11 protein-coding genes are annotated in these 14,602 nt (G+C 42.4%); 7 read left to right on the forward strand and 4 right to left on the reverse strand.

Translation table 11 applies throughout. The features are described 5' to 3' along the window. Positions 1-66: 66 nt before the first annotated feature. The 4 genes from SJ2017_RS05335 to SJ2017_RS05350 all read left to right on the forward strand — a co-directional run bounded on the left by SJ2017_RS05335 (position 67) and on the right by SJ2017_RS05350 (position 6,993). Positions 67-1,338: a hypothetical protein gene (locus SJ2017_RS05335; RefSeq protein WP_055025736.1), complete on the forward strand. Its 1,272-nt coding sequence runs from the start codon at positions 67-69 to the stop codon at positions 1,336-1,338. Positions 1,339-1,340: 2 nt separating this feature from the next. Next, the gene (locus SJ2017_RS05340) at positions 1,341-3,785 is read left to right on the forward strand and encodes a LamG domain-containing protein (RefSeq protein WP_244899775.1); all 2,445 of its coding nucleotides are present in this window, start codon (positions 1,341-1,343) and stop codon (positions 3,783-3,785) included. A 101-nt stretch (positions 3,786-3,886) separates the two neighbouring features. Next, entirely contained in the window at positions 3,887-5,464 is a 1,578-nt protein-coding gene (locus tag SJ2017_RS05345; protein WP_055025735.1) for a hypothetical protein, read from the forward strand. A gap of 884 nt (positions 5,465-6,348) precedes the next feature. Then, a complete protein-coding gene (locus tag SJ2017_RS05350; RefSeq protein WP_055026473.1) occupies positions 6,349-6,993 on the forward strand; it encodes a hypothetical protein in 645 nt (214 codons plus the stop codon). Positions 6,994-7,138: 145 nt separating this feature from the next. On the opposite strand, the gene SJ2017_RS05355 is transcribed toward SJ2017_RS05350, so the two are convergent. The 4 genes from SJ2017_RS05355 to lolB all read right to left on the reverse strand — a co-directional run bounded on the left by SJ2017_RS05355 (position 7,139) and on the right by lolB (position 10,890). Then, on the reverse strand, positions 7,139-8,137 hold the full coding sequence (locus SJ2017_RS05355) for an FAD:protein FMN transferase (protein WP_156003161.1): 999 nt from the start codon (positions 8,135-8,137) through the stop codon (positions 7,139-7,141). A 178-nt stretch (positions 8,138-8,315) separates the two neighbouring features. Beyond that, positions 8,316-9,263: a ribose-phosphate pyrophosphokinase gene (locus SJ2017_RS05360; protein WP_055026471.1), complete on the reverse strand. Its 948-nt coding sequence runs from the start codon at positions 9,261-9,263 to the stop codon at positions 8,316-8,318. A 105-nt stretch (positions 9,264-9,368) separates the two neighbouring features. Next, on the reverse strand, positions 9,369-10,238 hold the full coding sequence (gene ispE / locus SJ2017_RS05365) for a 4-(cytidine 5'-diphospho)-2-C-methyl-D-erythritol kinase (RefSeq protein ID WP_080915111.1): 870 nt from the start codon (positions 10,236-10,238) through the stop codon (positions 9,369-9,371). A gap of 22 nt (positions 10,239-10,260) precedes the next feature. Next, positions 10,261-10,890, reverse strand: a complete 630-nt coding sequence (lolB, locus tag SJ2017_RS05370; protein ID WP_080915112.1) for a lipoprotein insertase outer membrane protein LolB — start codon at positions 10,888-10,890, stop codon at positions 10,261-10,263. Positions 10,891-11,208: 318 nt separating this feature from the next. Here lolB and hemA point away from each other — a divergent pair, with 318 nt between their 5' ends. The 3 genes from hemA to prmC are packed head-to-tail and all read left to right on the forward strand — an operon-like array spanning position 11,209 to position 14,453. Further along, positions 11,209-12,459, forward strand: coding sequence for a glutamyl-tRNA reductase (gene hemA / locus SJ2017_RS05375; protein ID WP_055026468.1), 1,251 nt, complete (start codon positions 11,209-11,211; stop codon positions 12,457-12,459). Positions 12,460-12,474: 15 nt separating this feature from the next. Next, positions 12,475-13,560: a peptide chain release factor 1 gene (prfA, locus tag SJ2017_RS05380; RefSeq protein ID WP_055026467.1), complete on the forward strand. Its 1,086-nt coding sequence runs from the start codon at positions 12,475-12,477 to the stop codon at positions 13,558-13,560. Between the two features lie 35 nt (positions 13,561-13,595). Continuing rightward, positions 13,596-14,453, forward strand: coding sequence for a peptide chain release factor N(5)-glutamine methyltransferase (gene prmC / locus SJ2017_RS05385; protein ID WP_080915113.1), 858 nt, complete (start codon positions 13,596-13,598; stop codon positions 14,451-14,453). Positions 14,454-14,602 lie beyond the last annotated feature (149 nt).

Genomic DNA, 14,602 nt, shown 5'->3' on the forward strand with positions numbered 1-14,602 from the left:
TGTCTGCGTTTTTATCTTATTGCTACTAAAGCAATTGTTAGCTAAGAACAATGACAAGGAGACAGTATGAAGTTGCAACTTTATACGCTTAAAAGTCGGCATTTTTTGAATGGAATTGATGTATCCCAGCTTAAAGTTCAACAAGGTATTACTCTGCTTTTGTTGTCATGCTTGACTATTTTTTCAGCAAACACCTCTGCTGGTACATTAGAGCAAGCCAAACAGTTACATGACAGAATCGCTGGTGTCCCAGCATCAGAGCAAACACTCAATGAGATGTCTGTATTGCTCAGTGACAGTAAGCCAATTGAAGCGGCTTATTTAGCAATGGAAAACCCCGCTTTTTATTCGACTACGCTTAAATTATTTGCTACTCCATGGACCAATATTGATCAAGATAGCTTTGCACCATTAAATGATTACAGCGCTACTGTGATTGGTGCGGTTCGAGATGATGTGGATTTTAGGCAGTTACTTCAAGCTGATATGGTTTATGTAGGCGATAACAGTCTAAACCTTCCCGCTTATAGCACCCGTGATAATGCTCATTATCAGGCACTTGAAGATCAATTTATTGATTTAAAGTCAGGCTTAGAGCGAACCACTCAATCCAGTGTTAACGGCTTACCTAGCGATGCAACAGCTGGAGTGCTTACAAGTCGCGCCGCGGCAAAAGCATTTTTCTATTTAGGCACTAACAGAGCGATGGTGCGCTTTACCTTGATGAATCATCTTTGTACTGATTTAGAGCCTTTAAAAGATAATACTCGCTCACCTGACAGAATTCGCCAAGATGTGAGCCGCAGCCCTGGTGGTGATAGCCGGTTATTTATCAATAACTGTTTGGCTTGCCATAGTGGAATGGACCCCCTTGCTCAAGGGTTCGCATATTATCAATATGACTTTGATGTTGAGAGCGACCCTGATGGTGATAGTGGGGCAATTACCTATAACCAAAGTGGTCAAATAGATCCTGACACTGGCACCAGAGTACAGGGGAAATACCATATTAACTCCACCAGTTTCCCTTATGGTTACGTGACAGAAGACGATGAATGGCAAAATTATTGGCGTGAAGGTGTTAACCAAAAGCTTGGGTGGGACGAATCACTCAATGGTAAAGGTTTTGGGGCTAAATCATTAGGCCAAGAGTTTGCTAACAGCCAAGCATTTGCCCAATGCCAAGTTAAAAAAGTATTTAAAACCGTATGTTTAAGAGATGCAGAGTCAACTGAAGACATTAATCAGATTGCTGCTACAACTGCATCTTTTCAACAAAACTCATATCAACTCAAGCGTGTGTTTGCTGAAGTTGGCAATTATTGTATGGGAGAATAACGGTGATATTACCTCATAAAAACCTAACCTTACTCTCTGCTATTTGTTTGCTATTAACTTTATCCGCTTGTGGTGGGGGAGATGTCGAAAGCAATCCACCTCAACAGCAAGATCCTGGCTCTGATGTCTACACAGGTCCTGCGCCCGCAACAGAAGACATTCAAAAATATAAAGTGTCGCTGTGGGATAATATTTCAGGGCAAAATCGATGCGGAGCATGTCATACCGAAGGTAATCAAGCGCCGTATTTCGCTAGTCGAGAAAACGTCAATGACGCGTACGCTGCGACTAACCCATTAGTAGACTTAACAGATCCTGCGGCATCTCGTTTAGTTGAAAAAGTCGCTGGTGGCCATAATTGCTGGTTAGACAGTGATAGTGCCTGTGGTGAAACCATGACTTCATGGATCAAGCTGTGGGCTGATGAGCGAGTCAGCAGCGCTAATACCATCGAGCTGACATCACCAGTCATACGAGAACCAGGAGCCAGTAAAAGCTTTCCCGATGATAGCGGCTTATTTAGTCAGCATGTCTATCCTATCGTAAGCCAGTATTGCAGTGACTGTCATAATGAATCAGCAACGTTTGCCCAGTCGCCATTTTTTGCCAGCAATGACATTAATCAAGCTTATGAATCAGCCAAAAATGTCATCAATATTGATGAGCCAACCCAATCACGTTTAGTGGTTCGTTTGGGTAGCGAGTTTCATAATTGCTGGACTAACTGTCAGGAAAACAGCAATGAAATGCTTGCTGGGATTACTGCAATGAGTGATGCCATTGAAGTCGATGAAATTTCACCAGATATGGTGGTATCAAAGTCATTACGTTTAACCGACGGTATTACCGCATCCAGTGGTGGCCGTTTTGAAACTGATGTGATTGCGCTTTATCAATTTAAGACGGGTGAAGGTGCCATTGCTTATGACACATCAGGCATAGCACCAGAAGCCAATTTATCACTAACAGGTGATGTTGAGTGGCTAGGTAGCTGGGGATTATCTTTTACTAATGGCAAAGCGCAAGCCAGTACCGCTAATAGTAAGAAGCTGCATGACCTTATTACCTCAACGGGTGAGTTTTCTATCGAGGCTTGGGTGACTCCAAACAATGTTACCCAAGAAGGCCCAGCAAGAATCGTCAGCTATTCTGCAGGTGATGATGCGCGTAACTTCACGTTAGGTCAGACACAATATAACTATGACTTTATGTTGCGCACAGAAAGCTCAACAGTAAACGGTGAGCCTGCGTTAAGTACGCCTGATGCTGATGAAGTGCTACAAGCAACATTGCAGCATGTGGTACTGACCTACAATGCAACTCAAGGGCGACGTATTTATGTTAATGGCAACCTTATTGACGCCGTTGACGAAGATATTGCGCCGCTTGCATCATGGGATGACAGCTTTGCATTAATACTAGGTCGCGAAGCCTCAAACCAGCATGTATGGCAAGGGGATATTCGTTTATTAGCGATTTATAACCGTGTACTCGAGCAAGAACAAATTAGCCAAAACTACGATGTTGGAGTTGGTGAGAAATTTTTCTTACTGTTTTCAGTCAGTCATTTAATTGATTTACCCGAAACCTACGTCATGTTCGAAGTCAGTCAGTTTGATAATTATAGCTACTTATTTACTGGCGCATCACTGGTGAATATTAATGGCACGCCTGTGGCGGACAACTTTGATATGCGCGGGATCCGTCTTGGTATTAACGGCAAAGAAAGCGCTCAGGGCCAGGCATACTCCAATGTTGATTTAACCATAGACAGTGGTCAAGAAATTGCTGAACCAATGCCAATTTCGGCACTCGGCACGATTATTGGCCTTGAAAAAGGTGCCAGCCAAGGTGAGTTTTTCTTAACTTTCGAGCAAATAGGTGAGCACGAAAATGTTCGCGTACCGGGTGTTGTCATTACACCAGAAGAACTCCCAGCCAGCACAGAAACATCGCATATTGGTCTACGTAATTTTGCCGAAATTAACCATACCATGAGCGAATTAACCGGTGTGGCACAACAAAATACAAAAGTCTTTGATACCTATGAGTTAGTGAAGCGGCAACTGCCCAGTGTTGAAAATATTGATACCTTTATTTCAGCGCAGCAAATGGGGGTAACGCAACTGGCCATTGCCTATTGTGATGTTGCTATTGACGACAACACGATTCGCACGGCTTGGTTTCCTGATGTCGACTTTAGCCTTGCACCTGCTGACGCATTAAATGCAGCGCAACGCCCAGCATTGCTTAATCCGCTCATTAATCAATTAATGCCGTTGAGTCTTGCAACCCAGCCAGATGCAACTGCTGTGTATGATGAACTGGACTCTTTGGTAAGCCACTTATCAGTTTGTGGTACAAACTGTAATGCAGAACGCACCCAAACGATTGCTAAAGCCTCTTGTGCTGCAGTGCTCGCTAGTGCTGTTATGTTGATTCAATAGGAGAGTAATAATGATAAAACAGCAACTGAATATTACTTCTCATTCAAGATTGAAACTGGTCAATGTGGCAAGTGTATTAGCCTGTTCAAAAGGATTTCAACATGACTAAACCAAAGCATCTTCATCCGGACACGCCATTATTGTTTTCTGATCATCGCAAGCCGATGACTCGACGTGAGTTTATCTCAACAGGCTTAGCAAAAGGTGGCCAAGCGATAGCAGGCTTATCGTTAATGAGTATGTTTGCTAACCCAAACCAAGCTAATGCAGCATTGTCTTCTGACTTAGAAGCACTGCGGGACTCTTGCGGTATTAGTGTTCAAGGCGCAGGCAAAATTCCTTTTATTAGTTTTGACTTGGCTGGCGGCGCAAATATCGCAGGTTCAAATGTATTGGTGGGCGGTGCAGGCGGCCAGCAAGATTTCTTATCAACCGCTGGCTATAACAAACTGGGATTACCTGGTGATATGGCGCCATCAATTGCTAACCCTGATGTTGGCATGTCTGATTTTATCAATACAGACTTAGGCTTAGCATTTCATTCTGATTCTGCTTTTTTACGTGGCATTCTAGAAAAAGTCTCAGCAGATACGGCATCACGTATAAATGGTGCCGTTATCCCATGTCGCTCTGACAATGACACCGGTAATAACCCGCATAACCCAATGTATGCCATTGCTGCAGCTGGTGCGAATGGTTCACTGATGCCGTTGGTTGGCTCTCGCAGCACAGATTCTGGTGGCAACTCTATGGCGCCGAATAACTTTATTGATTTAAGTATGCGCCCGACTAAGATTGATCGTCCATCAGATGTGACGGGCTTAGTCGATGTGGGGGACTTATTTAGCTTATTGTCGCAGCGCGATGCCGTCACTGTGATGGAAAGTATTCAGCGTATCAGTGCTCAGAAAATGGCTTCAGTGAATACTCAAGTCACCCGTGACGATGTGATTAAAGATTTAGTCAATTGTGGTTATGTAAAAAGTGCGGATTTAGCAGATAGATTTGGCGATCCTTCAACCTTAAACCCGGTACTCGATCCGGATATTGTTGGCCCTGCGGGCATATTCACGATTAACGAATTTGATTCTGAATCAGAGTTTCAAAAAACCGCATCGATTATGAAACTAGTCGTAAATGGTTTCTCTGGAGCGGGTACCGTCACCATGGGCGGCTTTGACTATCACACCGGTGAGCGTGGCACAGGTGAGTTACGAGATTTACGAGCGGGTCGTTGTATGGGGGCATGTTTAGAGTACGCAGCCAGGCGCAACCAACCATTAATGATGTATGTGTTCAGTGATGGCTCAGTTGCCAGTAACGGCCGCATTGATGAATCAATGGAAGGGCGAGGTAAAGGTGAATGGACTGGTGATAACTCATCAACTGGCGCTTCGTTTTTCTTAGTCTATAACCCAACGGGCAAGCCACAATTGATGGGCGCAAATGCCGATCAAATGGCGCAAAACCAACAGATTGGTTTTATGCGCTCAGATGCCTCAGTGGATACCGCATCAGCACCATCGGCCAATAACGTTAACTTATTGGTTGATACTGTATTGCTTAACTACATGGCACTGCATGGTGAACAAGGACAGTTTAATACAGTAGCCCCAAGACAAGGTTTGGGGAACAGCACAATGCTGGATTCGCTGACAGCGTTTCAACCGATTGTTTGATTGAAATGTAGGTTTATTTTGCTGATCAAATTGAAAAGCTTAGAGGTTTTCCTCTGAGCTTTTTTGTTTTGGGGTTTGGTTTTAATCTTATGGCAAAGCTAAGGTCAAAAACAAAATCAAAAGACAAGTCGTGGCGCTTCGCCCACACCAGACTAAAAGGGAGTGAACTGCGACTCCCTCTTAGAACACCCCGCAGCTCCGGCGATATTTAAAAAGCAAAATTTCCAACGGTGAATCATCCAGCTTCAAACTTCATTTTATGCCCGCTTCAGCAAGCTACAAAAATCACTAACGCTTACGATGGGGCGTCCCTTCCCCTCGAAAGCTAGCCAGACATCCATGTCTGGACTCACGCGGTTTTTTACTTACTTTAATTTAATTGCAGTATTCATAGAAAATCAAAATCAGTTTAAAGCTTTAAATAATGGGTTATGCAACACCAAATGAACTTGCAGGCTCAATAATCTCCGTTGGAAGTGTCCGAATGCGTTGAGCTAATTTGCGTGATGGAGGCAGGACGCCGACATAGCCTCAGTTGAGCCATGGATGGCGAGTCTGAGGCGGTAGTTAATTCGCTCTATAGCATGAGGAGTAACACTTCGTCGGAGCGGCAAGGGATATCGAAAAGGGAAATGCTGTTGTTTCCCTTTCGTCTGGTGTGGGCGAAGCGCCACGACGTTGATCTTAATCCAAACGATGTCTGGAAATAAAGCAATCAAATAGCGCGTCATCGGAATCGAATGATTCCAATTATAGATGCTCGTTTATCCAACTCAATTCTGATAGAGTTCATATTAATCAATAGCTTTGCATTAGTCAGGCTTAAATATTTGGTTTATTGAAGGTGCACGAGCACTATAAAATTTAGTAATACAAGGATGTGTATGAAGTTAATCGACTATTCTCAATATTCAATTGATGAGTTAATAGAGGTAAAAGGTAACATCGACCCTAAAAGTGAAAATTATGAGTCTTTGTTGAAGGAGTTGGCTAACAGAAAGGAAGAAGTTACAACTCATCAAGTTAAAGAAAAAGAGAAAGAGCTAAATATAGCTGAAAAAAGAGTGCAAATTATTGGCTACTTTCAAGTGATAGCAGCAGTTGCAATTACTGCAATCTATTTTTTGTCAGTATTTGATGGAACAGCTTCCCTGTTAAGCACTCTGGTTACGTTAGTTTTAGTTGCGCTAAATATTGTGGCGGGTATAACGGCAATCAAAGAAAAGTATAAGTACTATTGGCTTTCCATTTTCAATCAAGCTCTACAAATTCCTAATATTGCTATTGGAACCATTTCTGCTAAATACTCAGGTATTGGTGGAGCATATGTTTCAATCAATTTAGCACCTCAAATTTCCCTTGGTGTTGATGCATCATTGAGTCCAGGCTTTGCTCTTTATCAATATACAGCCCCTATGCAATCACAATTTATCGCTATAGATATTCTGGCAATTATCTTTCTTGGTGCATTGATAACCGTTAGCGAAGTCAAAGGTACTACTGACACTAATGAGCCTCCAACTGAATAATAGTTGAGCTTGATTTATTTGGCTGCGGGAGCAGCCAAATCCAAATCAATTAATAATTGCTTTTATTTGCGTCATAAATACATCTTTCAAATTTTACAAATGTGTGGGAGACACAGTCCAAACTGCTCCCAACTTACCCTTTAATCTAATTCTCCTGTAACCCTCTTGATACATGTAAGGTCTGCTGATTATCAATAATAATCGCTTCGTATTCTGGCAGCTTGTTAATCAGCGCCATGCCTTCTTGTAAGCCTTTAACAAACACTGCGGTAGATAGGGCATCTACATAAGTTGAGTTTTTGCCAATGATAGATACGCTAACCACTTTTCTGGCTGAATCACCTGTTTTGGGGTTAATGATGTGATGGTAACGTACGCCATCTTCAATAAAGTAACGCTCATAATCCCCTGATGTTGAGATTGATTCATCACTCAAAGGTAATTGCACTGCTGTTTTTTCAGCAGCGCGAGGATGTTTTATGCCAACAAACCAAGGGCGGCCGCGTCTGTCACCTAACAAACCTGTGTCACCACCTGCGCTAACGAGTCCATGTTTTATACCTGCTGCTTTAAGTATGGCTAGGCACTGCTTTACTGCATGGCCTTTGGCAATGCCACCTAAATCAATACGTACATCTTGATTTTTAAACCGCACACTCGATTGTTGCTTATCTAACATGACTGCTCGGTAATCAATGGCATCAAGCGCTTGGTTGATGTCGGACTTAGCTGGTTTTTGACCTTGACGATAATCATATTGGTAACCGATAGAAGCGTAGGTGATATCAAATGTACCTTGGGTTAACTCGGCGATTTGGCGTGAATCAAGCAGTAAATTAAACAGTTCTTGGTTTACCTTAACTGGGGCTATTCCAGCTTGTTGATTAATATGACTCAGTTGACTATTTGGCTTGTAAGGACTCATTAACCTGTCGATGCGGTGCATCTCTTGTTCGACCTTTTCAATAAGCTGGGCTGGCGAGTCTGAGATGCTCGAGTGTTCATTTTGTTCAAGCCAAAACTCGACATGCGCTTGAGTTCCCATGACTTGAAAACTTTTTTGATGCCATTGCGCAGTTGCATGGCCTGATAAGCTGGCTGCAAAAAAACAAAGAACAAGAATGAGATAGTTAGGTTTAAACATGACGTGCAGCTCATTTATTTTTATTAGTCACTGTGAGTGCAAGTAGGTTACTGAGTTATACAAGATTTGGCTAGCTGAGATGAAAAATGGTGCAGCAGCAAAGTGTAAAGCAATAAAAAAACGCACTCAATTGAGTGCGTTTAATCTATTCTGTTTCGCTATGTAGCATGTCAGAATATTAGTGGCGGAACATCGCAGAGATAGACTCTTCGTTGCTAACACGGCGAATTGCTTCAGCCAGTACCGCTGACATAGTCAGTTGGGTGACTTTTTCCACTTTTAACATTTCTGGGCTTAATGGCACAGTATCAGTCACAATCACTTCATCGATAACTGAGTTAGCAATGTTGCTTGCTGCGTTACCTGAAAATACTGGGTGAGTTGCGTAAGCAAATACACGGTTTGCGCCATGTTCTTTTAATGCTTCAGCAGCTTTACATAAAGTACCGCCAGTATCGATCATGTCATCAACGATGATACAGTCACGGCCTTGTACGTCACCAATGATGTGCATGACTTGTGCAACGTTCGCTTGTGGGCGACGCTTATCAATAATGGCTAAGTCAGAGTCATCAAGCAGTTTAGCAACTGCACGAGCACGAACAACACCACCAATGTCAGGTGAAACCACTACAGGGTTATCAAGTTCTTTACCTAACATATCTTCTAGTAACACAGGGCTACCAAATACGTTATCAACAGGCACATCAAAGAAACCTTGAATTTGCTCTGCGTGTAAATCACAAGTTAATACGCGGTCAACACCAACACTTGATAAGAAGTCAGCAACAACTTTCGCGGTAATTGGTACACGTGCGCTACGTACGCGACGATCTTGGCGAGCATAACCAAAGTATGGAATAACGGCAGTAATACGACCTGCAGATGCGCGACGTAGTGCGTCAACCATAACGATAAGTTCCATTAGGTTGTCGTTAGTCGGTGCACAAGTAGACTGAATGATAAATACATCAGCACCACGTACGTTTTCATTGATTTGAACACTGATTTCACCGTCGCTGAAACGGCCTACTACTGCATCGCCAAGTTTGCAAAATAAACGGTCGGCTATTTTTTTGGCTAGTTTAGGGGTAGCGTTACCAGCAAAGAGCTTGATATCGGGCACTTTATGAACCTCAGGTGTTGGCTTTAATGTTAGTGGCTAAAGATGAACTAAATCGACCGAAATCGTCGGTTAAGTTTAGTCAATATCATCTTTAGAAGATAAATTTTAGCTTTGGCTTAAACGGGTCACTAAAGGTGATTGATTTAAGCCTTTTGCAACAAAACCTTGCATAGAATCAGGCAGTTGTGCCAATGCATCTAGTGCTGTTTGTTGCTGTTTGAACTCTCCGAAGACGCATGCGCCAGTTCCGGTCATTCTTGACGGCGCATATTCTACCAGCCAGCTTAATGCATTGGCAACTTGAGGGTGCTTTTCTGCGACCAACTTCTGACAATCATTTGTCCAACTTTTCTGCATTAAAGTAGTTAGCTCTAATTTAGGGGTGTTACGTGGTAAGTGCGGATTTTGAAAGATAGCTTGCGTCGATACATGTACATCAGGGACGATAACTAAATAATAGTATTCAGTGGGTTCAACTGGTAATAGTTGCTCGCCAACACCTTCTGCGAAAGCTGAAAAACCATTAATAAAAACAGGGACATCCGCTCCAAGTTTTAAACCGATTTCAGCTAGCTTTTCCAGTGGTAAATCGAGTTTCCAGAGCTTGTTTAACGCGATTAACGTGGTCGCAGCATCAGAAGAGCCGCCGCCTAAACCGCCTCCCATTGGTAAGTTTTTCTGCAACCAAATTTCAGCGCCGCCATCATAATTGGCATATTCTTGTAATGATTTTGCGGCCTTTAGAATTAAGTTATCTTTTTCAGCGACAACTTTTGATAATTCAGAGTGTATCTTGATGCTGCTATTTTCTGTTGGTAAAAAGTCCAGATAGTCACAGCGATCGATAAATTGAAATAAAGTTTGGAGTTCGTGATATCCATCGGCACGTTGCCCGGTGATATGCAAAAATAAATTCAGTTTTGCCGGAGCTGGCCAATGGGTGGAGATGGCTGAGTTTTGGCTATTGGTTGTCATAAAGCGCTTCTTTATTATTCTGTTATAAAGGGATATCAATAGGCGCAAGCGCTTGCCATTGATTAATTTGAATCTTAATACGTACATCTGCACGAGTTATTTGCAACAACTTTGGTACCATTGCACCGCTTTGTTGTTGGTAGCTTATATATTCTACTTGCCAACTTTCACCCAGCTCTGGACTGGTAAAAGCGCTAATACTACCGTCATCATTATAACTGTCGACGATGTCATCGTTTGTGACTTGACCTGTTATCCAAAGCGGCAGTTTATTCAATGGAATTTGCATACCACTGACTTGGCCAATTAGGCGCTGTGGATCTGTATCTGTATAGGTTTTACCTTGAACAGTAATGGTGGCTAGTCCTTGTTTAGAGGTTAATGACAAGGCAGTCGTGCCAATCATCGTCGTTAAAGACAGCTCATCGTGCGGTTGAGATAAAAGATTGTCATGAAACCAAAAAAGGTTTGTACTGAATTTATCGGTTGATGAACGAAAGGCCAGTTTACCTTGTATTTCCCATGCCTTGGCTTCATTGGCTTGGGTAACATCAATATTTGACAGCGTATGAGGCGGCTTTACCGAACAGGCACTGAGGAATAAACAGCACAGTAATAGTATGCGATGGGGAGTAAATGTTAAATATTGCAAGTGACTATGCGCCCTAAATAGAGTGTTGCTTTATAATACTGACCATAGTCTGCATTGTAAAAACTGCTTTGCGCTTTTTGCATTTTTATTAGCCAATAGAAGTAAATATCGAAAGATTACTATGCATGTTAGGGATTTACCTGCATCATAAACATTAATGAAATTGGTCTAATTTCCTATGGTTTTGTTAACAAGATAGAATAAATAGAAAAAATATAGACAATTATTCGGTTTTGTTAAGCCAATTGTGTTTTTCATTTTTGCAATTCAGTAGAATAGCCTAATTAATGATCCCGCGAAGAACTTAAAACGAGTCACATGAGCCTAGTAGCAATCGGAATAAATCATAAAACCGCCACGGTAGACCTTCGTGAGAAAGTCGCATTTTCACCAGATAAAATTCATGATGCCATGAAGAGTCTGGCGAGTCGCACAAGCTCAGGCGAAGCCGTGATTGTGTCGACATGTAATCGCACCGAGCTTTATTGTAATAATGGCTCGAAAGAAGACATTATTGAGTGGCTTGAAGATTATCATAACCTCACGCACGAAGAGCTCATGCCGTGTGTATATAGTTATGAAAACCATGAATGTGTTAAACATTTGATGCGTGTATCTTCTGGTCTTGATTCATTAGTCTTGGGTGAACCGCAAATTTTAGGTCAAGTGAAACAAGCTTTTGTGAAAGCAAAAGAGGCAGGTACGACTGCGGTAACGATTGACCGTTTGTTTCAAAACACCTTCTCTGTGGCGAAAAAAGTCCGCACCGAAACTGAAATTGGCGCTGCAGCTGTATCAGTGGCCTTTGCCGCTGTTAGTATGGCTAAACACATTTTCTCTTCGCTTAGTACCACCAATGTCCTGTTAATTGGTGCCGGTGAAACCATTGAGCTTGTCGCAAAACATTTAAAAGATAATGAAGTTGCCGGTATTGTTGTAGCAAACCGGACAGTTGAACGTGCACAGGCTATGTGTGAAGAGTTCAATGCAACAGCAATTACACTACAAGAAATTCCAGACTATCTACCTAAAGCCGATATCGTGATATCCTCTACCGCCAGCCCGTTACCTATATTAGGTAAAGGCATGGTAGAAAAGGCGCTAAAACAACGTCGACATCAGCCAATGCTGCTAGTTGATATTGCAGTTCCTAGAGATATAGAAGCAGAAGTTGGCGAATTAGACGATGCTTTCCTTTATACTGTGGACGATTTACACAGTATCATTGAACAGAACATGGCTTCACGTAAAGAAGCCGCCGAGCAAGCAGAGATAATTGCTGATGAGCAAGCCCATGTATTTATGGAGTGGGTACGTTCATTAGAGTCTGTAGATAGTATTCGAGAATACCGAAGCCAGAGTTTGGCAATAAAAGATGAATTAGTAGAGCGCGCCTTGAACAAATTGACTCAAGGTGGTGACAATGAACAGGTGATTTTAGAGCTGGCAAACCGGCTAACCAATCGCTTAATCCATGCACCAACACAAGCGTTAACTTCTGCTAGCCGTCAAGGAGACTTGAATACCTTAGGCCAATTACGCGTCACGCTTGGTTTAGATAAAAATTAAGGTAACAAAGCTAAAATGAAAGAGTCGGTTATTCGCAAGCTGGAAGGCTTGCTTGAACGTAATGAAGAAGTGTTGGCATTACTCAGTGATGCAGAAGTTATTGCGGATCAAGACCGCTTTCGTGCTTTATCAAAAGAATTTTCTCAATTAGAAGATATCGTTAAAAGCTTCACTGCATTCCAAGAGGCGCAAGAGAATCTTGAGTCAGCTAATGAAATGTTAGCTGAGGACGATGCAGAAATGCGCGAAATGGCGCAAGAAGAAATCAAAGAAGCAAAATCAGAAATTGCACGTCTTGAAGACGAATTGCAAATTTTACTGCTGCCTAAAGATCCTAATGATGATCGTAACGCCTTTATTGAAATCCGTGCAGGTGCCGGTGGCGATGAGGCCGCGATTTTTGCTGGCGATTTATTCCGTATGTACTCTCGTTACTGCGAATCTAATAAATGGCAAATGGAAATCATGAACGCTAATGAAGGCGAACATGGTGGATTTAAAGAATTAATCGTACAAGTTACTGGTGAAGGCGTTTACGGTAAGCTTAAATTTGAATCAGGCGGACACCGTGTTCAACGTGTACCTGAAACTGAATCACAAGGCCGTGTTCATACCTCTGCTGTTACTGTTGTGGTACTGCCAGAAATTCCAGAAGCTGAACAAATTTCGATTAACCCTGCTGATTTAAAAGTGGACACGTTCCGTGCATCAGGTGCGGGTGGTCAGCACGTTAACAAAACCGATTCTGCAATTCGTATTACTCACGTTCCTTCAGGGATTGTGGTTGAATGTCAGGATCAGCGCTCGCAACATAAAAACCGTGCACAAGCGATGAGCGTACTTTCTGCTCGCTTACAAGCGGTTGAAGATGAAAAGCGTCGCAGCGAAGAAGAGTCTACTCGTCGTAACTTAGTGGCCAGTGGTGATCGTTCTGAACGTATTCGTACTTATAACTTCCCACAGGGGCGTATGAGTGAGCATCGCATTAATTTAACCTTATATCGTTTAAATGAAATTATGGAAGGTGATTTGAATTCAATCATCGAGCCATTGATGCAAGAAGAACAAGCTGATTTGCTTGCTGCGTTAGCAGACGACTAATTCCAATGATTGATTCCATTGAATAAGGAGTGACGTTGTCACATTCTTCTTTTTCTACCATTGCGGAATCTTTGCAATGGGCCTATAGCCAATTAGTCGACTCGTCAGAGTCGGCTCATATCGATGCAGAAGCTTTGCTTCTGCATTGTCTTAATAAACAACGTAGTTATCTTTACACTTGGCCAGAAAAAGTGCTGACTGCGGATCAATTTAAAGCTTACCAAACGATGATTGAAAAGCGTCAACAAGGGGTTCCTGTTGCGCATATCATTGGTGAACGTGAGTTTTGGTCATTGCCGTTTATTGTAAATGCCACAACGTTAATCCCAAGACCGGATACCGAGATCTTAGTTGAAACGGCATTAAACTTACCTTTAGCTGGCAATGCTAAAGTGCTTGATTTAGGGACAGGCACTGGAGCAATTGCTTTATCGTTAGCATCAGAGCGCCCACAGTGGCACATGACTGCAATCGATAAAATTGAGGATGCGGTAGCGCTTGCAAAAGCCAATCGTGACAACCTTAATTTACCGCATGTTGAGATATTACAATCGGATTGGTTTAGTGCTGTTGAGCATCAAGACTTTAATTTGATTGTGTCTAATCCTCCTTATATTGATGAAACCGATGTGCATCTTGATTTAGGCGATGTGCGTTTTGAACCATCGAGTGCGCTAACTGCGGCAGAACAGGGCTTTGCTGATTTATTTCATATCGCCCAGCACGCGACGAAACACTTATCTAACGGTGGATATCTATTGTTAGAACATGGTTTTGAACAAGCACTCACGGTTAGACAAAAGCTGATTGATTTAGGTTATGTCAACGTTGCTACAGTACGTGATTTTGGTAGCAATGACCGTTGTACCCTTGGTCAGTGGCGCGGGGAATAAACCTCAGTAAGCTCTGCGCTTCGAATATATAAGCTATTAGTATGCTAATACGATTAGCGTACTGTCATAGGCTGTTTTTCCTAACATTGCTATCAGGCTGCTTGATGAAGTAAACTAGCGGCCATTTTATCTGTAGAGCAAAGAGAAAA

This window comes from Shewanella japonica, from assembly GCF_002075795.1.
In the GTDB taxonomy this organism is placed as follows: Bacteria; Pseudomonadota; Gammaproteobacteria; order Enterobacterales; family Shewanellaceae; genus Shewanella; species Shewanella japonica.

Coding starts and splice junctions, on each gene's coding strand:
- ispE (WP_080915111.1), bottom strand. CDS start 10,238: ATGACAACCAATAGCCAAAACTCAGCCATCTCCACCCATTGGCCAGCT.
- prfA (WP_055026467.1), top strand. CDS start 12,475: ATGAAAGAGTCGGTTATTCGCAAGCTGGAAGGCTTGCTTGAACGTAAT.
- SJ2017_RS05355 (WP_156003161.1), bottom strand. CDS start 8,137: ATGTTTAAACCTAACTATCTCATTCTTGTTCTTTGTTTTTTTGCAGCC.
- SJ2017_RS05345 (WP_055025735.1), top strand. CDS start 3,887: ATGACTAAACCAAAGCATCTTCATCCGGACACGCCATTATTGTTTTCT.
- hemA (WP_055026468.1), top strand. CDS start 11,209: ATGAGCCTAGTAGCAATCGGAATAAATCATAAAACCGCCACGGTAGAC.
- SJ2017_RS05350 (WP_055026473.1), top strand. CDS start 6,349: ATGAAGTTAATCGACTATTCTCAATATTCAATTGATGAGTTAATAGAG.
- SJ2017_RS05335 (WP_055025736.1), top strand. CDS start 67: ATGAAGTTGCAACTTTATACGCTTAAAAGTCGGCATTTTTTGAATGGA.